Source organism: Ruegeria sp. CDSC081 (assembly GCF_059610485.1).
Window position 1 is genome coordinate 248645 of sequence record NZ_JBXWNS010000003.1, and the last position, 19200, is coordinate 267844.

Sequence of the window (19200 nt, forward strand, 5' to 3'; positions counted from 1 at the left end):
AGCGGACATGACCACCACACCCGTCATTCCCGATCCGGATGAGGACGAGGACCCCCTCGGCCCGCGCAGCATCTATGATGATAACGACGCTGATGAGGACGATCTGTGGTTCCTGCCACCTGACGAAGAGGCTGTCGAGGATTTCCTGCCGCCCGGTCCAAGGGTCGACCGCAGTCTTTTGTTTGATCCCAGGGACTGGCGTGCGGCGCAGGCAAATCTGTCGTTGGAACTGGCCGATCTGGCAGTTAGTTTTGGCGCCTTGGACGAACGTTTGCGCGCCGGTCCGGATGGGTGGACACACCGGCTGGCGCTGATGGATGTATCCGATTTGGGATGGTGGACCGGCGACCGGATCAGCGTTGATCGGCTGGCGCTTTGGACCGGGCTTCGCATTGGTGCAACCGGGGATGATGTGCAGGCCCTGTACCGCGCGGGCTGGGCCGTACGGCGGCTAACATCTGGCGCCGCGCCATCGGATGGCGGGTGGGAGACCGGCCTGACAGCCTTTTTAGATCGGATTGCGCAGGGGATTGACGAAGTCCCCGAAGCCATCGCCGATCTTGCCGAAGTCATGCGCAATTCCGAAGGGTTGCATCCGGTGACGCAGGCCGCCATCGGTTTTCATGCCTGGCGGGCCCTGTCTCAAGGCATCGGACAGGATACCGAGGCTGCAATCATTGCCGCCCGTCATGCGGCCAAGATGGGGCGGGGCGGGGCTGTGTTCATGCCCTTGGTTCTGTCGGGTCCGGGTGCTTTGAGAGGTGTTGGTGAACCATCAGAAAAGCTTGCTGCCTGGATCAGGGGAACAGGGCAGGCGGTATTGTCCGCCTTGCTGCACCTGGACCGGGTCAGCGCCTGGGAGCAGCGCGCCAGAGAGACCACTGCAGAGTTGAGCGGGCGCACACCACCAAGACTGATCGACGTGTTTACGGCCTGGCCAATGGTCTCGGCCCCATTGGCGGAAGAGCTGACCAAAGCCTCACGCGCTGCGGTTCAGCGCAACATTGACCGTTTCAGCCGGAGGGGCTTGATCCGCGAGGTGACAGGGCAGGGGCGTTACAGAGTTTGGACAGCGGCGCTGTAGCCCAAACAGGGTCATCAGACCAATATGCCCGGTCTGCCGCATTGAAGAATACCAGCTTCCGCAGGTTTTTGCCTGTGCAGATGTGAATGCCCGTCCCATTTTTGCCCCCGCATTACTGGCTAGTGGGAACAGGTCTAAGGGCGGCAAAGGGTTTGGCCGGGTCGTAATATGTCAAAAGTGGTTCTTAAATCAAAAGTTTAACTCGCAATTTGTGAAAACTATTCTTGGTTGACGGTGCGGATGGCAAGCCACTCAGGCGCAGTACTCCTTCGGAGGGTCCGGGCAGTGCTGTTGTCGAACAATCCATCATTTTAAATTGGGCTGCTGAAACATTGTCCGGCCTATTGCCGTCAGCAGAGGATCGGCTAGAGGTAGGTGAACGTGTTATTGGTGAAGGTATGGATCCGTCATCCGATCTGGAGGATTTGGCGCAGGTCGAATAGTGACCAAGAATGCCCCGCTCCGACCCGTCGCCAATTCCAAGGCATGCCGATGCACCGTCTGAAAAAAGGCCTGACCAAATGAAGATCCAGGAAAACCGAACCTTTTCACAGCTCGAGGTCGGAGACGAAGCCCAGCTGACACGATTGTGCACGGTTGACGATCTTTACGCTTTCGCCTCGGCATCGGGGGATCACAATCCTCTGCATCTGGCGGCCTATGACGGTGACGGCGACGGACACCCTGAGGCAGTGGCCCCTGCGCTTTGGCCCGCCGGTCTGGTGGCGGCCGTCTTGGGGAATATTTTGCCGGGCGCGGGAACCCAGACCCGCGCGGCCAATCTACGGTTTCACGCGATCGTTTTGGCCGGAGATGAGTTGACCGCAGTTGTTCGGGTTACAGAAAAATCCGACGATGGTGATGTTATCTGCACCGCCGAGGTTCGGCGTGTTGGCGACAGCACCCTGGTCCTGAGCGGAGATGTCCGAGTCACGCCGCCCGCAAAGCATATGGAATTCGATTCGATAGAGGTGCCGGGACTTATCGTACAACGCCACCGACATTTCGAAGCGCTGCTGGCGAAAGCCAGACCCCTTGACCCGATGCCAACTGCTGTTGTTGCACCTGAAGAGCCAAACTCTTTGGGGGGTGCTTTGCTGGGGTATAGCAACAGCATTATCACGCCGATCCTTGTGGGTGATCCCGGCAAGATCGCTGCCGCAGCCGAGGCACTGGGTGCCGATCTGTCCGGATTTGAAATTATCGAGGCCTATGGCCACCAAGCCGCCGCCCATCGCGCGGTTGACCTGGTGGTTGAGGGCAGGGCGCAAACACTGATGAAGGGGCATTTGCACACCGATGACCTGTTGCGCGCGGTTCTGCGCCGCGAAAACGGGTTGAGAACCGGGCGAAGGCTGTCACATATATTCGTTATGGATGTTCCAGGGATGTCGCGTCCGATCATGGTCACTGACGCGGCCGTGAATATTGCCCCTGACCTCGAAACCAAGGCTGATATTGTTCAGAATGCGATCCATCTGGCACATTCCATCGGGATTGAGACCCCAAAGGTAGGCGTGCTTTCAGCCATTGAGACGATCAACCCGCGCATGGCGTCGTCAGTTGATGCCGCCTTGCTGTCGAAGATGGCCGAACGGGGTCAGATCACAGGAGGGTTGGTTGACGGCCCCTTGGCTATGGACAACGCGGTCGATCTGAATGCGGCACGCACCAAAGGGATTACGTCCGAGGTGGCTGGTGCAGCGGACATTCTTGTCGCCCCAAACATAGAAGCAGGCAATATGGTGGCGAAACAGCTGACATTCATCTCTCATGCCGAGGCGGCAGGGATCGTGGTCGGGGCTGCTGCTCCGATTATCCTGACCTCGCGTTCGGATGATGACGACTCGCGTCTGGCGTCCTGCGCGGTGGCGGCGCTTCATGCATATGCAAGTAAAGGCAAACTCCATGGCTGACCATGTTCTGGCACTGAACGCCGGGTCCTCATCACTGAAATTCGCGCTGTACGAACTGGTTGATGACAACCGTCCCAGCATGCGGTGGCGCGGACAAATAGAACGTTTAGGTGATGCGCCACGCCTATTGGCCCAGTCGGCAGGCGGCAGATCGGTAAATCGTCCCCTGTCGAGCACCAAAAGCCATGATGAAGCAATCCACGCATTTCTTGAAATGGCGCGGGAATATCTTCCTGACATTCATGTGCGCGCAATAGGTCATCGCGTAGTGCATGGAGGAACGGTCTATTCCGAGCCTGTGCGCGTGGATGACACCGTCATCAACATTTTAGAAGGGTTTATTCCCTTTGCTCCTTTGCATCAGCCCTACAGTCTTTCGGGTATTCGCGCAGCCAGCGCCGCCTTCCCCGGAACAACTCAGGTTGCTTGTTTTGACACGGCGTTTCATCGCACCCATCCGTGGGTAAACGACACCTTTGCCTTGCCGAAAAGCTACTATGACAAAGGTGTTCGCCGCTATGGGTTCCACGGGCTGAGCTATGACTACATTTCGAGCAAGCTGAAAGAAACGGCACCGGGTCTGTATGATGGCCGTGTGGTTATCGCCCATCTTGGAAACGGGGCATCCATGTGTGCGGTTTCAGGTGGGCGCGCTGTGGCTTCGACCATGGGGTTCTCGGCGCTTGACGGGTTGCCGATGGGCACGCGCTGCGGTCAACTGGATCCAGGTGTCGTGCTGTATATGCTGCAGCAAGACGGAATGACCGCAGAAGAGATTGCCGAAATGTTGTACAGAAAATCCGGCCTGCTGGGCCTGTCGGGGATATCATCGGATATGCGCACGTTGTTGGCCGCTGATACGCCCGAAGCCCGAAAGGCAATCGACTATTACGTCTTCCGTATCCGGCGAGAGCTTGGCGCCCTGTCCGCCGCACTTGAGGGGATTGATGCGCTTGTCTTCACCGGTGGCGTTGGTGAGAACGCGGCCCAGATCCGGCAGATGGTGTGTGATGGAATGCGATGGATCGGGATCGAAATGGATCACGCCAGGAATGCCGATGGTGGAACAGTTCTGTCCACGGATTTCAGCCGTGTCCGGATTCTGACGATCCCCACAAATGAGGAGATGGTGATCGCGCAGGCTGCGGTGAATTTTCTGGAGTAGGTCTTATTCGTTCGGCGTTTCTTTCCGGCGCCGGGCGTATTTCAGCAGCATGCTCAGCAAGGCCGTGATGGCTTCGGGCGCCAGTACGCCAACCGGGTCGCGGCGAATTCCGGCTACGGTGTTTTGGACCTCGGCCAGGGATTCCCTGATTTCGGATTCAATGTCTTGCAGCGCCATATCCCGAAGTTCGACTGCGGCCGAGGCATCGCCGTGTTGGTTTATCGAATTGGCGAGCAGAACCAGAATCAAAGCAAGTACCAGATTGGTCCCCGCCACAAGTATCGCAGCAACGGGTTTCGACAGGATCGCGGAAAGCCAGAAAAATCCGGCGAGATTCAGCATGATGATCGCCAGGCCCACCGCCACTCCGGCGGCTATGTAAAACCCGGCCCGTTTCACGGTGATCGCTAGCTGTGCGCGTGCGATCAAGCGTTCAGCGCGCAAAATGACTGAGACATTGCGGGATATGCGGCTCATGGGCGTCTCCTAGCGTGACCGGCCAAGCATGTAGCCTAGGGCAAAAATACCAGCGGCAAACAGAATTGATTTTCTGTGCGGCAGATCTTCGAATTCCTCAAGTATATCGTCAAGCTGTGTGGACCAGGATTCGAGGTTATCTGTAAGCCGGTCGGCGATGGTTTCGCGCGGCGGGGCGTCAGCCCCTTTATCTGGCGAAGCGTTTTTTGCCGGTGGCTGCTCGGCAAGTTGCCGTCGCAACTCTGCGATCTCTGCTTCAAGCTCGGCTTTTGTCACCATTGCTCAGGCTCCTTCCCGGCGGACCACTATCAGCGTGCCAGTATCGCCCATGGTAGACTGATTTTCCGATTTAGTAAAAGGGGCTTATCGGGTTCAAAGCCGGTGCCAGCGCGCCTATGCGCCAATGTCAATAATCCGCAACCAGCAGGAAATCCGGGATGGCGTCTTCCTCGATTGTCGCAAAGCGAGGGATCGGCTGTTCGAAGACGTTGTCGGTTCGGTCGTCATTGACGGTAGACACTTCGCCAATCAAACAATCGCCTTTTTCCGCCCAGAACGCGTGCCAGATACCCGGCATCAAAGTCACGCTTTGACCGGGCTTTAGCCGCAGCAGTTCGCCAGGTTGAAGCGTCACAGGGCAGTTGTCGCTAGGCACGGTCACAGGGGTATCGCGGTCAATGCCGCCCTGAGGGTCTGAGGCGTAGATTTCCATCACCAGATCGCCACCGCCCCGGTTGATGATATCCTCGGCTTTAACGATGTGCCGGTGCATCGGCGAAAGCTGCTTGTCTCGCGACACCAGCAGTTTCTCGGCATAGAGCATGCCTTGCCCCTTGTTCAGATCGCTGACATCGCCATTGCGTAGGGTGAACAGGAACAGGCCAAGTTCGTCAAACCGACCCTGGCCATAGTCGGTTATGTCCCACCCAAGCCCGCGTTCACGGATACCGGCCGCCTGTTCGCTGCGCATTTTCTCGGGCGACCAGCCCGCAAAGGGCGGCAGCACCGCGCCAAAGGAACGGATAAAGGCCTCGGCCTCGGATTTGATTTCGTTGATTTCGGAACGTTTCATCGGCTTCTTCGTTGGGTCAGAGTTCATGGGCCCAGGGCGGGTTTGCCCCGGCGCGCGCGACGGTTACAGCGGCGACTTCCGCCCCTTTCGAAAGGGCTGCGCGCAAGGCGTTTGCTGGCAATGTGCGCAATTCGGGTTTTGTTAAGTGGCCTGATTGATCTAGGGCGGACAAGACGCCTGCGTTGAAAGTGTCACCGGCGCCAACGGTGTCGACGACCTCGACCTTTTTTACGGGAACAGAAACGTCGGACCCGTCCGCCAGATACCCGATTGCGCCTTCGCTGCCCCGGGTGACGATCACCACCGAAGGTCCTGCCTGCAGCAACAGCGGAACTTTCTCAGCAAGGCTTTCTGGGCCCGGAATGATCCAGTCCAGATCTTCGTCCGAGACCTTGACGATATCCGCTTGCGCAATCATGCGGTTCAGCCGGGTGCGATACCGGGTCTGATCCCGTATGAAATCCGGGCGAATGTTTGGGTCCAGCATGACGGCGCGCTCTGATCCAAAGCGGTCAAGCACCGCCGCATAGGCATCTGCGCAAGGCTCGCATGCCAGACTGATCCCGCCCAGATACAGCGCCGAGACCGAGGGCAGATGGGTTGGCATATCCTCTGGCGTCAACATCCGTCCGGCCGAGTTTTCATCGACGAAACTGTAGGCTGCCTGCCCATCCTTGAGCTGTACAAATGCCAATGTTGTCGGGCGGTCCGAGTGGATTACCCGGTCGGAGTCAACATGGCTGGCCTTGAGGGCGGTCATAAGCTGTTGCCCGAACATGTCAGACGAAAGCCCGGTCAGCAGACCCACCGGCGTATCCAATCGACCCAGGGCAATAGCCGTGTTGAAAATCGCACCGCCAGAATGGGGCACAAACCCCAGTTCGCCCGAGATCGTGGGCGTCTCGATCATATCGATCAGGGCTTCACCACAGCATAGGATCATGCCGGGACCTTTCTGTTTCTGAAACGTGCGGTCAGACTACCGCCTTAGCGCATTTTTACAGAAATTGTTAGCGCCAACAATGCCAAATTCATCCTGTTCCGAGACATACAGGTTCATGGATCGGCGCAACTCGCTGAACCGGCCTCCGGCATTAAAGGCGTCTCGGAAGGCGTCCTTGAACAGCCAGCGGTTTTTTTCGGCCACGCCGCCCACAAGGAACACGCCACCGGAAGGCATCATGACGACCGCCAGATCGCCCATGACCGCGCCTAGATGTGTGGTGAACATATGCGCGGCCTTGACGGCATGGGCATCGGTTCCGTCGCGTGCATCCTGAAGGATATCGCGCGCGGTTCGGGGCTCGGCCTTTGCCCGACCCCCTGCCAGTTCGATGGCCTGATAGAGGATTGGCAAACCCGTGCCGCTGAGGAACATTTCCGCCTCAAGTGTCAGAGTGTCGTCAAAGAAACACTCGGGGGCCACCTGCCGAGCGGCGTTGAATATTTCGACCTCGTCCTGATTTCGAGGCGAGAGGCCGATATGGCCGCCTTCGCCGGACACCGTGTGATAGCGGCCATTCGAATATAGCAGCGATCCGACACCTAGCCCGGTTCCAGGCCCGACGACCAGACGTGTGCCGGTCGGCGGATGCTTGGCCCCTTGCAAGACTTCAACATTCTCATGGGAAATTTCGGCAACAGACCACGCAGCGGCAGTGAAGTCGTTGATCACAAAGGTATGTCGGGCGCCCGTTGCCCGGGCGATATCATCCTCTGACAGATCAAGTTGGGCGTTGGTCAGCCTGATTGTACCGTTGCGGACAGGTCCTGCCCCGGCGGCGACCACGGCCCTTGGGTCGGTTCCGATCTCGTCGCGCAGGCTATGAAAGGCCTCAAGCAATTCGGGCAGCTTGCCGGTGGGGTATTTGCGCAGATCTGTCAGCTCACCATTGGTGATAACGCCAAGCCGCGTATTGGTGCCGCCGATATCGGCCACGAGGTTCCAATGGTCGTGCATGGCCCCAGCCGGTTGCGCCAGCGGTAAGGACACTGTGCTTCCCGTCAGGGCGTTTTGTACTGCGGTATAGGACGCCTTGGGTGTGCGCTCCATCGTCTGAAAGTCCACGTCCACAAGGCCAAACCTCTTCTCATATCCCAGCGCCCATTCGTAGTTGTCCAGCAGGGACCAGATGAAGTAGCCCTTGATCGGCACGCCCTGTGCCAAGGCGTCCTGTACCGCCGATAGATGTTGGTTCAGATAGTCGATCCGGTCGCTATCCTGCTGCCGTTCGGGGCTGGCCATGCCATTTTCCGTCACCAGAATCGGCAGGTCCCCGGTGTAATCCTGCTTGGTGCGGGTCAGAAACCGGGTCAGGGCGGCGGGTTCGATCTCCCACCCCATCTGAGTTTTGGGCAGCGGGCCGGCGATTTCCTGCAGGCTGGGCCAGGTGGTCTCCGAAGGCGCAATCAACTTGCGGGTATAGTAGTTCAGACCACACCAATCGACCGGCGTACCGATGATGTCGAAATCATCCTGCCAGCCAGCGGGCAGGTAGGGCTCTAACCCCTCCAGAACGTTGTCTGGATAGGCCTTGTTGAAAACGCCGCCCAGAAAGAACCGGTTGTAGATGCCGTCATATAGATCAGCCGCGCGGCGCGCTTCGGGGCTGTCATCTGCGGGTTCGGCCCATTCCAGGTTGAAAACCGCGCCCAGGTTAGACATGCCCAGGCCCCGCATCGCGTCGATGGCGCTGCCATGGGCCAGAAGGACGTGGTGCATCGCGCGGGCGGTTGCACGGATGTCGCGCAGACCCGGGGCGTGATGCCCTTCGAAATGGCTGAGCCAGCTGACGCACCACGGCTCATTTATGGGGGCGACGCTGTACATCCGATCGCCGATGCGGCCCATGATGACCTCGGTGAAATCGGCGAACCACCCGGCGATATCGCGATTGCGCCAGCCGCCCAGATCGGCCAGAGACGAAGGTAGTTCCCAATGGTAAAGCGTTGCGCAGGGGCGGATACCGCGTTCCAGCAGCGCATCGGCCAGCCGATCATAGTAATCCAGCCCGGCCTCATTCACCTGACCGCGGCCTTCGGGCAGCACCCGCGCCCAGCTGGTCGAAAACCGGTAGCAATCAAAGCCGCCATCGCGCACCAGATCCAGATCCTGCGGGAACCGGTTCAGGTGGTCACAGGCCAGATCCCCGTTTTCATTTCGCACAACATTGCCGGGGGTCCTGGCAAAGGTATCCCAATGGGTTTGCCCGGCCCCTCCCTGTGCGTGGCCTTCGATCTGATAGGCCGAGGTTGCGACGCCAAAGAGGAAATCTTTGGGGAAATCAGTGCGGTTGTATTTCATATTCAGAACCTGTTGGGGGCGGGACCGGTCGAGCCGCCAACTACCAGCTCAGCCTCCAGCAATCTAGTTTTGGCCGGGTCTTCGGGCGCATTTATTCGTTCGATCAGCATTTCGGCAGCTATTTCACCGGCCAACCGAACCGAGGATCGCGTGGCGGTGAAGATCGGTACATCCTGCCCGTTTTTCAGATAGGACAGGTCGTCATCATGGGCGATCACCGAAACATCGCGGCCCATCTGCAGCCCTGCTTCGTTCAATGCCCGCCGAACTCCGATGGCCGAAATCATTGACGAAACCAGGATGGCGGTTGGAGGATTCTTAAGTTGAGCCATATCGCGCGCTTCGTGGTGGCCATATACCTCTGTCATCTCGGCGCTGCGCATCAATTCAGGGTCCGGTGACAGACCGGCTTGATTCAGGGCCTGCAGGTAACCTGCCCGGCGGCGTTGGGCGAAATCCATATCTTCAAGTCCGTTGATAAGGGCGATCCGTCGATGCCCCAGGTCGATCAGAAACTGGGTGGCGCGCTTGAACGAGCTTTTGTTGTTCACATCAACCCAGTCATAGGGCGCGTCTATTCCAGTGGATCGTCCGTGCACAATGAAGGGCGCGCCCATGCGATTGAGGACTTCAATCCGCTGCTCGTTAACCTTGGGGCCCTGCAGAACGACACCGTCCACGGCACCACGCTGAAACAGGTCGCGATAAGCGCGTTCAATAGATGTGTCGTCGGCGCTGGTGAACATCAGGTCATAGCCGTGTTCAGCATATCTACGAGCAGCCCCGGCGACAAAATCGCCAAAGATTGGGTTCACCATTTCATGCTGGGATGAGCTGGGAATCACGTGCCCGATCACGTGTGATCGACCTGTCGCAAGACCCTTGGCTCGGCTGTTCGGGCGGTACCCGTGTTTTGTTGCGGCGGCCTGAACCCTTGTGCGCGTGGCTTCGCTGACCTCGGGGTATCCGTTCAGCGCACGGCTGACGGTTGTTTGGGACAAGCCAAGGATTTCAGAGAGCTGCTTTAGGTTCATATTTGTTCAAAGCGCCTACAAATTACTGCGTATTCCTGTTTTTGCGGGCATTTTCTCCGGTGGTCAACAGATTTTACGAACATCTCGTTTGATATTTATATTTATGGCCATTCGCAAAGCAATCGTTGACAGGTGGAGGCTGTTAGCGCATAAACTCACTCCAACCAAAGCGCTTTGGATATTTGAGAACAAAGGCGCGAGATATCGTTGGGAGGAGAAATTCATGAAACACTCGCTTTATGCTGGCGTCGCCGCATTTACCCTGATCGGGGGCGTCGCACAGGCCGACAAGGTTACCGTATTCGGCCCGTGGCTGGGGCCGGACCAAGAGAATGTCGAAAAGGTTCTGGATGGGTTCGCGGCGGCGACCGGGCATGAATACGCTTATGTCGGTTCGGACAGTTTTGAATCGCAAATCCGTATTGATGCTGAGGCCGGATCGGCCCCGAATATTGCCGTTTTCCCGCAACCTGGGTTGGCGGCGGATATGGCCAAATCCGGATTTCTGACGCCACTGGGAGAAGGGTCAGGGGACTGGATTCGCGACAACTATGCCGCCGGGCAATCCTGGGTCGATCTCGGCACCTATCCGGGGCCGGACGGTCAGGATCATCTCTATGGGTTCTTCTACAAGGTCGATGTGAAATCCCTTGTGTGGTTTGTGCCCGAGAATTTTGAGGATGCGGGATATGAGGTGCCGACCACGATGGAAGAGCTGAAGGCTCTGTCCGATCAGATTGTGGCAGATGGCGGCACGCCATGGTGTATTGGCCTGGGTTCGGGTGGGGCCACTGGCTGGCCTGCGACCGACTGGGTCGAGGATATGATGCTGCGTACACAATCCCCTGCGGATTACGACGCTTGGGTTGCCAATGAATTGAAGTTCAACGATCCAAAAGTCGTCGCGGCCATTGAGGAATTCGGGGCCTTTGCCCGCAATGAAGACTATGTCGCAGGGGGCGCCGGTGCTGTTGCAACGACGGATTTCCGCGACAGCCCGAAAGGCATGTTCAGCTCACCTCCGCAGTGTTACATGCACCGTCAGGCTTCATTCATTCCGGCATTCTTTCCAGAGGGCACCATCGTCGGGGAAGATGCAGATTTCTTCTACTTCCCTGCCTATGAAAGCAAAGACCTCGGCAGCCCGGTTCTGGGTGCGGGCACTTTATGGGCAATCACCAATGACAGTCCCGGTGCACATGCGCTGATCGAGTATCTGCAAACGCCTGAAGCGCATGAGACCTGGATGGCGCTGACCGGATTTCTGACCCCGCATAAGGGGGTAGATACTTCGGTCTTCTCGGATCCGACGCTGAAAAAGATGAACGACATTCTTCTTGGTGCAACGACGTTCCGGTTTGACGGTTCTGACCTGATGCCGGGCGGCGTAGGCGCCGGAACATTCTGGACTGGAATGGTTGATTATGCAGGCGGTGCCTCTGCCCAAGAAGTGGCGGATGAAATTCAGTCATCCTGGGATGCGCTGGACTAAGCGTCCGGGGTTGGGCAACCCGCACCATCGGGTTGCCCAAGCTAACCGTCACAAGGGAGAGGCGTCATGCATCCGGCATTTCAGGGCCTGCTGACCATCGCAATCGGCGTGTCAGCCTGTGTGGGCTATTTCTACCTGTCTAATCAGTTTCTGGACAAAGTTCTGTTCCCTGCGCGCGGTCCCAATGCAGGCCGCAACATCAACCGAGCGAGCATGATCCGCCCATGGCTGTTCCTGTTTCCCGCATTGGCTGCATTAAGCCTGTATCTGGCTTACCCGGTGGTGGAAACGCTGCGCCTGTCGTTGACGCAGCGCATTCCTGGCGGCGGGTACGAGTGGGTGGGCTTGGATAACTATGTCCAGATGGCGCAAGAGCCCAAATTCTGGGAAGCCATGCGCAACAACATGTTATGGCTGATCGTGGTGCCTGCAATGTCGACAGCGTTTGGCCTACTGGTGGCGCAGCTGACCGACCGTATCCGCTGGGGCAATATCGCCAAATCGCTGATTTTCATGCCGATGGCCATCTCGTTCGTGGGGGCCTCGGTGATTTGGAAGCTGGTCTATGACACCCGTCCGGTTGAGCAGGACCAGATCGGGATGCTGAACGCGCTTTACATCTTTTTCGGAGGAGTCGAGCCGCAGACATGGTTGACCATTCCCTTCTGGAACAGCTTTTTTCTTATGGTCGTGCTGGTCTGGATTCAGACCGGTTTTGCCATGGTTATCCTGTCGGCCGCCCTGCGCGGTATTCCCGAGGAAACCATCGAAGCTGCCATTCTGGATGGGGCCAATCCGTTCCAGATTTTCTTCCGTATCAAAGTGCCGCAGATCAAGACCACCATCCTGGTGGTCTGGACCACGATCACCATCACCGTGCTCAAGGTCTTTGACATCGTGTTTGCCATGACCAACGGCCAGTGGGAAACGCAGGTTCTGGCCAATTACATGTATGACAAGCTGTTTCGCGCCAATGACTGGGGCGTGGGCTCGGCCTCGGCCATGGTGATCATGCTGCTGGTGGCACCGATCCTTGTCTGGAATGTGCGCAATGCGCGTAAAGAGATGGAGTAGGCCATGAGCGATATAGCAGGAACCAAACCCGCCCTTCGCTGGGCTGTCCATGCCTCGGTGCTTTTTTTGGTTGTGCTCTGGGTGGTGCCGACGCTGGGGCTGTTGATCTCATCCTTTCGTACTGCCGACCAGATTGCCACAAGCGGCTGGTGGCGGTCGCTGTTCCCATCCGAGCAGAACCTGACCCTGCGCGCTGCCGCACCGGAAACTCAGGTGCTGGAGAACGGCGTTTACATGATCGAGGGCAACCTGTTTGAAACCGGCACGCAGGCGGCGATCTCGAAATGGGGCATCAGTTCTCGTGCGATCGATGATTTTGTACCGGGCGATACCGCGGAACTGCGTAAGGGTGGTACTATTACGGTGGATGCCGACGGCAAGTACCGGATGGAAAACACCGAAGAGTTCACCGGCAGTCGCGGCGTGCGCGTCTTTGTGACGGCGGAACTCCCTCCGGAGTTCACCTTGGCCAATTACCACAAGGTTCTGTTGGCAGAAGACAGCACGGACAGTATGGGACGGGCGTTTTTCAACACGCTGACCGTCACGATACCAGCGACGATCATTCCGATCCTAGTGGCCGCCTTTGCCGCCTATGCCTTGGCTTGGATGGATTTCCCCGGTCGGGCGCTGTTGATCGCTGCGGTTGTTGGCCTGTTGGTGGTGCCGCTGCAACTGGCACTGATCCCCTTGCTGAAATTTCACCTGAGTATCGGGATTGGCAAAGGCTATCTGGGCGTCTGGATGGCCCATACCGGGTTCGGGATGCCATTGGCCATCTACCTGTTGCGCAACTACATGGCCGGGCTGCCGCGCGATCTGATCGAAAACGCACGTGTTGACGGCGCGACCGAGTTTCAGATCTTTACCAAACTGATCCTGCCACTCAGCTTTCCGGCATTGGCGTCTTTTGCCATCTTCCAATTTCTCTGGACTTGGAATGATCTGCTGGTTGCCAAAGTGTTCCTGATCGATGCGTCCGGCCAGACCACAGTGATGACAAACCGGATTGTCGAGCTGTTGGGCACGCGCGGTGGGAACTGGGAAATCCTTGCCACGGCGGCCTTCGTCTCGATCGCTGTGCCGTTGGCTGTCTTCTTCGCAATGCAAAAATACCTGGTCCGAGGCCTGCTGGCCGGGTCCGTCAAATAGAGGCGTCTGATGAACGTGCAGAACACAGCAGAACTTTCCAATGCAACCAAGGTGACCGCTGACTGGTGGCGTGGTGGCGTCATCTATCAGATCTATCCGCGCAGCTTTCAGGACAGCAATGGTGACGGGATCGGAGATCTGAAAGGCATCACCCAGCGATTGGGGTACATTGCCTCTCTGGGCGTTGATGCGATCTGGATTTCGCCCTTCTTCAAATCTCCGATGAAGGATTTCGGATATGACGTCAGCGACTATCGCGATGTTGATCCGATGTTCGGCACGATGGAGGATTTCCGGGACCTGCTGGATCACGCCCATGCCCAGGGGTTGAAGGTGATGATTGATCTGGTTCTGTCGCATACGTCAGATCAGCACCCCTGGTTCAGCGAAAGCCGCGCCAGCCGTGAAAACGCCAAGTCCGACTGGTATGTCTGGGCCGATCCAAAACCGGACGGTACGCCGCCGAACAACTGGTTGTCGATTTTCGGGGGCTCGGCTTGGCAGTGGGACGCTCGGCGGTTGCAGTATTACCTGCATAATTTCCTGACCTCACAGCCGGATCTGAATTTTCACTGCGCGGATGTGCAGGACGCCTTGCTGGATGTCGCCAGGTTCTGGCTTGATCTGGGTGTCGATGGGTTTCGTCTGGATACAATCAACTTCTATTTCCACGACAAAAAGTTGCGAGATAATCCTGCCCTGCCCGTGGAGCAGCGCAATGCCTCAATCGCGCCGATGGTAAACCCGTATAACCATCAGGACCACCTGTTCTCCAAAAGCCAGCCCGAGAACATTGCCTTTCTGGAACGCCTGCGGGCCCTGACCGATCAATATGAAGGTCGCGCCTGTCTGGGCGAGGTGGGCGACGCACAGCGTGGGCTTGAGATTATGGGCGAATACACCAGCGGTAATAAGCGCATGCACATGTGCTATGCGTTCGAGTTCCTTGAAAAGCGCGCTTTGACTGCCAGCTATGCACAGCAGGTATTTGATCAGCTCGAGGACAAAGCAGGTGATGCCTGGCCTTGCTGGGCATTTTCGAACCATGACGTGGAACGTCACGCGTCGCGTTGGCGTCTGGACGATGCAGCCGCCAGACAGCATGCAGTTTTGATGATGTGCCTGCGCGGCTCGGCCTGCTTGTATCAAGGCGAAGAGTTGGGCCTGCCCGAGGCGGACGTGGCCTTTGACGATCTGCAAGACCCGTATGGCGTCGAATTCTGGCCCGAGTTCAAGGGCCGCGACGGATGCCGGACGCCGATGGTTTGGGCTGCGCAGGATGAACAATCGGGCTTTAGCACCGGCAAGCCTTGGTTGCCTGTCAGTGACCCTCAGGCCGAGCGTGCCGTGGATCGATCAGAGGCCGAGCCCGAATCTATGCTTCACCATTATCGTCGTGCGATTGCATTCCGCCATGCCCATTCGGCTTTGATGTTGGGGGCGCAAAAGAACATGACGCAGATCGGGACCGTTTTAACTTTCACGCGTGAAGATCATGCAGAAGAGGTGTTCTGCGCATTTAACCTCGGTACCGAACGTTCCGAAGTAATCTTGCCAGACGGGAACTGGTGCGTGATCGGGGAAGAGTTGGGCGGCGTCGCGGGAACGGGGACAGTGTCTCTGGGTGCTGCACAATTCTGCCTGCTGTTGAGGGAGAAGGAATAAACCATGTCAGAGCTAAACCTCACAGATGTCGCCAAAACCTATGGCAATGTGGATGTTCTTCAGAACATCAATCTTGAGATTGAGCGGGGCGAGTTGATCGTTTTTGTCGGGCCTTCGGGCTGTGGTAAATCCACCTTGCTGCGCATGGTCGCCGGGTTGGAAAAGATCTCGGGCGGAACGCTCGAGATTGAAGGGCAGGTGATGAACGATGTGCCGCCAGCACAGCGAGGCATCGCGATGGTGTTCCAAAGCTATGCGCTGTACCCACATATGACCGTTCGCGAAAACATGGCCTTTGCGCTGAAGATAGCCAAAATGCCGGCGGCTGAAGTTGGCGCCGCGGTCGATCGGGCGGCCCGCATCCTACAGCTTGAACCTTATCTGGACCGGTTGCCCAAAGCGCTATCCGGCGGTCAGCGTCAGCGTGTCGCAATCGGGCGCGCCATTGTTCGTGACCCCAAGGTTTACCTGTTCGACGAACCGCTTTCGAACCTGGACGCGGCGCTGCGTGTCGCCACCCGGATCGAAATCGCCCGTCTGAAAGAGGCGATGCCGGACAGCACGATGATCTATGTCACCCATGATCAGGTCGAAGCGATGACCCTGGCCAGCCGTATCGTTGTGCTAGCCAACAAAGGGATCGCCCAAGTTGGCACGCCGCTGGAGCTGTATGAGACGCCGGACAACGAGTTTGTCGCGCAATTCATCGGTTCACCAGCAATGAACCTGATGTCGGGGGTCATTACCGCGACCGGCGCACAGACAGTCGTCAAGCTGGACGGTGGCGGCACGGCGATATCAGCGGTACCAACCGAGGCTGGAGACGAAGGCAAGCAGGTGAATATCGGCGTCCGCCCCGAGGATTTTGTGTCCGTGGACAGCGACCCAATCCTTGAAGGGGTCGTAGACTTTACCGAGGCTTTGGGCGAGGTGACGCTGTTATACTTCGCGGTCGAGGATGGGACGGATGCCCTTATTGCCAAGCTTCCGGGCGTTCAGAAGAATATGCGGGGCAAAACTGTGATGGTCTCTGCGAATCCTGACAAGGTTCATTTGTTCCATCAGGGGGTTTCCATGCGGAAATAACCCTTTCCAACACGGTTCTTGACAAGACCCCTGATGCTGTTTCAACTTGATTGAAACGTTTCATTTTGTGGTAGAACCGTGGAAATGCGAGTTTCAGCGCAGTTATACACAGTCCGGCAGGTTGGGGATTTGGCGGCCCAGCTTGACTTGGTGCGTGCCTGCGGGTTCACCGATATTGAAACGGTTGGGTTCCACGATCTTACCCCCACGCAGGTTACCAATGTGGTTAGACAGGCTGGTTTCACTGTTCGATCGGCCCATTTTGACTGGGAAGAATTTGAAACCCGGTTTGATGACATTCTTAGAATGCTTGAAGCTTTGGAATGCCCTGTGGCGGTCATGCCTTGGCTGTCGCCCAAGGCTCGGCCCGGCACCGCCGAGGGGTGGAAGGCAGTGTCGGGCCGGTTGGCGGAATGGGCTGATGCCCTGTCAGCCAACGGTGTGCGCCTTGCCTATCATAACCACGATTTCGACCTTGTCGATCTTGGGCAGGGCTCGCCATTGGATATGGTCCTGTCGCACGAGGCCGTTGGATGGCAGCCGGATATCGGTTGGCTATATTCGGCGCTTTCTGACCCCGCTGCATTGTTGAGCCGTTATTCCGACCGGATCGTTTCCGTCCATGCTAAAGACGTCGATCCATTGGCCGGACAAGGCGACGAGCGCTGGCGAAATCTGGGGCAGGGGGTTGTGGACTGGCCTCTGGTCCTGCGTGTTCTGGCTGACAGTCCCTGCGCTGACCTTTTTGTGGAACATGATGAAACCGCCGATCACGCGCAAACATTGCAGACGGGACATGACCTGTTGATGCGAATGCGCAGCGTTGAGGTGACATAGTGGCGCGCGCGACGATCAAGTCGATTGCAAAGCAGACGGGGTTTTCTGTCGGAACCGTCTCGAACGCGCTGCGTGGTGCCGAAACCGTCAAGAAAGAAACGCGGCAGCAGATTCAGTCCGCCGCCGAACAGCTTGGATACCGGGTCAATCTGGACGGGCTGAAGCTGCGGACAAAAAAGTCCTATCGCATCGGCGTTCTGGTCAGCGTGTCGCCTGATTCAGATGAAGAATGGGAAGGCGTCGAATTCACACGCATTGTTGCGGGTATTTCACGGGCTTTGAAGGGGTCGCGTTATGAACTTGGCGTTCACAGCGTGGCTGGCCTGCAGGGAACGATGGCGACGCTGAAGGAAATCGTTCAGAACGGTTTGGCAGACGGGGTGATATTCTCGGGAACGCGCCACGCCGATCCGCGCATTGCCTATCTGCAACAGAATGGTTTCCCCTTTGTCACCATGGGTATGAGCGACAGCGGCAGATCACATGCCTATGTCGATTTCGACAGTCAGGCAGCAGGTCACGATGCAACGCAACGACTGCTAGCCTTGGGGCATCGCCGGATTGCCCTGGTGAACCCGCCGGATGACCTGGTTTATGCGACGCAACGTCGAACGGGCTATGCCCAGGCGTTCAGAGCGTCCGGTCTGGCCGTTGACCCGGCCCTGATCTTCAGCGGGCCTACGACCGCGCGAACGGGGTTTAATGCCTTTGAAGTTTTGATGCGGCTATCCGACAGGCCAACCGCGATCATCTGCGCGAACGAAGCCATGACCCTGGGTGTGCTTTCTGCTGCCCATGCGGCGGGTGTTGAGGTCGGTCGCGAACTGACCGTGATCTCGACCGATGATCTGCAACTTAGCCGATATTTTGTCCCTCCGCCCAGCACCTATTACGTCCCTATTGAGGAAACCAGTCGATTGCTGGGTGAGTATATGCTCAAGGCTTTGGACGGGGTTGACCCGTCCGAAACACAAAAAAAGATCAGGGCCATTTTGATCGAGCGGCAACCTGACACAGTCGCGCCAGAAGCGGCGCTAAACACCTGAACCAACAAAGGAGTAACCGGAGATGTTAAGAAACCTATTTGCCGCCGCCGCCCTGACCGCGCTTGCCGCGCCTGCTGTGTTTGCAGCGGATCTTGAAGGGCGCGTACTTAAGATCGGAACAGATGCCACCTATCCGCCCATGGAGACGGTCGATGAGTCCACGGGTCAGATTGTGGGATTTGATGTCGATGTCATGAATGCGATCTGTGAAAAGGTGAACTGCGTCCCGAATTTCGTAAATACAGCCTGGGATGGGATCTTTGCCGCGCTTCAGCAAGGGGAGTTCGACCTCGTGATCTCGGGTGTCTCAATCACTCCGGAACGCGAAGAGAACATGGATTTTTCCGAGCCTTATATCATTGTAAGTCAGGCGATCCTGCTGCAGGTCGACAATGCTGACATGACGTTGGATGACTTCAAAGCAGGTGGTCAGAAGCTAGCCGCGCAGACTGGCACCACCAATGCCCAGCTGGCCGAAGAGCTGGTCGGACGCGAGAATGTCAGCCTGTATGACAATTTCTCTGCAGCGATCCTGGCTTTGCAGAATGCTGACGTACAGGGGGTGATCATTGATGGAACCTCGGCATCGGCATATGAACAGGAATTTGCCGGGGAATTGGCTGTAGGCATCACAGGCCTTCAGTCTGATCCACTGGGTATTGTGTTTCAGGAAGGTGACGCAACCGTTGACGCCATAAACGAAGGGCTGGCCGCCATTCAGGCAGACGGTACGATGGACGCATTGGTTGCCAAATACTGGGGCACTGATTGAGCCGTTGAAACCCTTTCTGACCCG

At 57.4% G+C, this 19200-nt stretch carries 17 protein-coding genes and 1 pseudogene; 11 read left to right on the forward strand and 7 right to left on the reverse strand.

Annotated features, from left to right (window positions below; genetic code table 11):
- Positions 1-7 precede the first annotated feature (7 nt).
- The 3 genes from AC2FH9_RS06790 to AC2FH9_RS06800 all read left to right on the forward strand — a co-directional run bounded on the left by AC2FH9_RS06790 (position 8) and on the right by AC2FH9_RS06800 (position 4165).
- Complete coding sequence (locus tag AC2FH9_RS06790; RefSeq protein ID WP_496871138.1) at positions 8-1084, forward strand: helix-turn-helix domain-containing protein; 1077 nt, start codon at positions 8-10, stop codon at positions 1082-1084.
- 521 nt (positions 1085-1605) lie between these two features.
- On the forward strand, positions 1606-3000 hold the full coding sequence (locus tag AC2FH9_RS06795; RefSeq protein WP_281972984.1) for a bifunctional enoyl-CoA hydratase/phosphate acetyltransferase: 1395 nt from the start codon (positions 1606-1608) through the stop codon (positions 2998-3000).
- Complete coding sequence (locus AC2FH9_RS06800) at positions 2993-4165, forward strand: acetate/propionate family kinase (RefSeq protein WP_496871139.1); 1173 nt, start codon at positions 2993-2995, stop codon at positions 4163-4165. Before AC2FH9_RS06795 ends, AC2FH9_RS06800 begins: the two co-directional genes overlap by 8 nt.
- A 3-nt stretch (positions 4166-4168) precedes the next feature.
- Here the strand turns inward: AC2FH9_RS06800 and AC2FH9_RS06805 are convergent, their stop codons facing one another.
- The 7 genes and pseudogenes from AC2FH9_RS06805 to AC2FH9_RS06835 form a co-directional block, all read right to left on the reverse strand.
- A complete protein-coding gene (locus tag AC2FH9_RS06805; protein WP_496871140.1) occupies positions 4169-4642 on the reverse strand; it encodes a hypothetical protein in 474 nt (157 codons plus the stop codon).
- 9 nt (positions 4643-4651) lie between these two features.
- Positions 4652-4921 carry a hypothetical protein gene (locus tag AC2FH9_RS06810; protein WP_496677238.1) on the reverse strand — a complete coding sequence of 90 codons (270 nt, stop codon included), beginning with the start codon at positions 4919-4921 and terminating at the stop codon, positions 4652-4654.
- 127 nt (positions 4922-5048) lie between these two features.
- Positions 5049-5714, reverse strand: a complete 666-nt coding sequence (locus AC2FH9_RS06815; protein ID WP_496701954.1) for a D-lyxose/D-mannose family sugar isomerase — start codon at positions 5712-5714, stop codon at positions 5049-5051.
- A 16-nt stretch (positions 5715-5730) separates the two neighbouring features.
- Positions 5731-6657 (reverse strand): carbohydrate kinase family protein, encoded by a 927-nt coding sequence (locus AC2FH9_RS06820; protein ID WP_496705191.1) that lies wholly within the window; start codon positions 6655-6657, stop codon positions 5731-5733.
- Positions 6658-6693: 36 nt separating this feature from the next.
- Positions 6694-7674, reverse strand: a complete 981-nt coding sequence (locus tag AC2FH9_RS06825; RefSeq protein ID WP_496789047.1) for a glucokinase — start codon at positions 7672-7674, stop codon at positions 6694-6696.
- 39 nt (positions 7675-7713) lie between these two features.
- A pseudogene (locus AC2FH9_RS06830) lies at positions 7714-9018 on the reverse strand (GH1 family beta-glucosidase); the annotation flags it as partial.
- Between the two features lie 2 nt (positions 9019-9020).
- Positions 9021-10052, reverse strand: a complete 1032-nt coding sequence (locus tag AC2FH9_RS06835) for a LacI family DNA-binding transcriptional regulator (protein WP_282027173.1) — start codon at positions 10050-10052, stop codon at positions 9021-9023.
- A 223-nt stretch (positions 10053-10275) separates the two neighbouring features.
- Between AC2FH9_RS06835 and AC2FH9_RS06840 the strand changes: the two genes are divergently transcribed.
- The 8 genes from AC2FH9_RS06840 (at position 10276) to AC2FH9_RS06875 (ending at position 19176) form a co-directional block, all read left to right on the forward strand.
- Complete coding sequence (locus AC2FH9_RS06840; protein WP_281995047.1) at positions 10276-11544, forward strand: ABC transporter substrate-binding protein; 1269 nt, start codon at positions 10276-10278, stop codon at positions 11542-11544.
- Positions 11545-11610: 66 nt separating this feature from the next.
- Positions 11611-12618 carry a carbohydrate ABC transporter permease gene (locus AC2FH9_RS06845; RefSeq protein ID WP_281995048.1) on the forward strand — a complete coding sequence of 336 codons (1008 nt, stop codon included), beginning with the start codon at positions 11611-11613 and terminating at the stop codon, positions 12616-12618.
- A 3-nt stretch (positions 12619-12621) separates the two neighbouring features.
- Positions 12622-13770 carry a carbohydrate ABC transporter permease gene (locus AC2FH9_RS06850; protein ID WP_496871141.1) on the forward strand — a complete coding sequence of 383 codons (1149 nt, stop codon included), beginning with the start codon at positions 12622-12624 and terminating at the stop codon, positions 13768-13770.
- Between the two features lie 9 nt (positions 13771-13779).
- Positions 13780-15435 (forward strand): alpha-amylase family glycosyl hydrolase, encoded by a 1656-nt coding sequence (locus AC2FH9_RS06855; RefSeq protein WP_496871142.1) that lies wholly within the window; start codon positions 13780-13782, stop codon positions 15433-15435.
- A gap of 3 nt (positions 15436-15438) precedes the next feature.
- Positions 15439-16521 carry an ABC transporter ATP-binding protein gene (locus tag AC2FH9_RS06860; RefSeq protein ID WP_496697111.1) on the forward strand — a complete coding sequence of 361 codons (1083 nt, stop codon included), beginning with the start codon at positions 15439-15441 and terminating at the stop codon, positions 16519-16521.
- Between the two features lie 84 nt (positions 16522-16605).
- Positions 16606-17358, forward strand: a complete 753-nt coding sequence (locus AC2FH9_RS06865) for a sugar phosphate isomerase/epimerase family protein (protein ID WP_496749746.1) — start codon at positions 16606-16608, stop codon at positions 17356-17358.
- On the forward strand, positions 17358-18404 hold the full coding sequence (locus tag AC2FH9_RS06870) for a LacI family DNA-binding transcriptional regulator (RefSeq protein ID WP_496749748.1): 1047 nt from the start codon (positions 17358-17360) through the stop codon (positions 18402-18404). The genes AC2FH9_RS06865 and AC2FH9_RS06870 overlap by 1 nt, the downstream gene beginning before the upstream one ends.
- A 22-nt stretch (positions 18405-18426) precedes the next feature.
- Positions 18427-19176: a basic amino acid ABC transporter substrate-binding protein gene (locus tag AC2FH9_RS06875; protein WP_142636138.1), complete on the forward strand. Its 750-nt coding sequence runs from the start codon at positions 18427-18429 to the stop codon at positions 19174-19176.
- Positions 19177-19200 lie beyond the last annotated feature (24 nt).

Excerpts from the sequence above, each read along its gene's own strand:
- AC2FH9_RS06790 (WP_496871138.1), top strand. The coding sequence starts at position 8 with ATGACCACCACACCCGTCATTCCCGATCCGGATGAGGACGAGGACCCC.
- AC2FH9_RS06795 (WP_281972984.1), top strand. The coding sequence starts at position 1,606 with ATGAAGATCCAGGAAAACCGAACCTTTTCACAGCTCGAGGTCGGAGAC.
- AC2FH9_RS06800 (WP_496871139.1), top strand. The coding sequence starts at position 2,993 with ATGGCTGACCATGTTCTGGCACTGAACGCCGGGTCCTCATCACTGAAA.
- AC2FH9_RS06805 (WP_496871140.1), bottom strand. The coding sequence starts at position 4,642 with ATGAGCCGCATATCCCGCAATGTCTCAGTCATTTTGCGCGCTGAACGC.
- AC2FH9_RS06810 (WP_496677238.1), bottom strand. The coding sequence starts at position 4,921 with ATGGTGACAAAAGCCGAGCTTGAAGCAGAGATCGCAGAGTTGCGACGG.
- AC2FH9_RS06815 (WP_496701954.1), bottom strand. The coding sequence starts at position 5,714 with ATGAAACGTTCCGAAATCAACGAAATCAAATCCGAGGCCGAGGCCTTT.
- AC2FH9_RS06820 (WP_496705191.1), bottom strand. The coding sequence starts at position 6,657 with ATGATCCTATGCTGTGGTGAAGCCCTGATCGATATGATCGAGACGCCC.
- AC2FH9_RS06825 (WP_496789047.1), bottom strand. The coding sequence starts at position 7,674 with ATGCACGACCATTGGAACCTCGTGGCCGATATCGGCGGCACCAATACG.
- AC2FH9_RS06835 (WP_282027173.1), bottom strand. The coding sequence starts at position 10,052 with ATGAACCTAAAGCAGCTCTCTGAAATCCTTGGCTTGTCCCAAACAACC.
- AC2FH9_RS06840 (WP_281995047.1), top strand. The coding sequence starts at position 10,276 with ATGAAACACTCGCTTTATGCTGGCGTCGCCGCATTTACCCTGATCGGG.
- AC2FH9_RS06845 (WP_281995048.1), top strand. The coding sequence starts at position 11,611 with ATGCATCCGGCATTTCAGGGCCTGCTGACCATCGCAATCGGCGTGTCA.
- AC2FH9_RS06850 (WP_496871141.1), top strand. The coding sequence starts at position 12,622 with ATGAGCGATATAGCAGGAACCAAACCCGCCCTTCGCTGGGCTGTCCAT.
- AC2FH9_RS06855 (WP_496871142.1), top strand. The coding sequence starts at position 13,780 with ATGAACGTGCAGAACACAGCAGAACTTTCCAATGCAACCAAGGTGACC.
- AC2FH9_RS06860 (WP_496697111.1), top strand. The coding sequence starts at position 15,439 with ATGTCAGAGCTAAACCTCACAGATGTCGCCAAAACCTATGGCAATGTG.
- AC2FH9_RS06865 (WP_496749746.1), top strand. The coding sequence starts at position 16,606 with ATGCGAGTTTCAGCGCAGTTATACACAGTCCGGCAGGTTGGGGATTTG.
- AC2FH9_RS06875 (WP_142636138.1), top strand. The coding sequence starts at position 18,427 with ATGTTAAGAAACCTATTTGCCGCCGCCGCCCTGACCGCGCTTGCCGCG.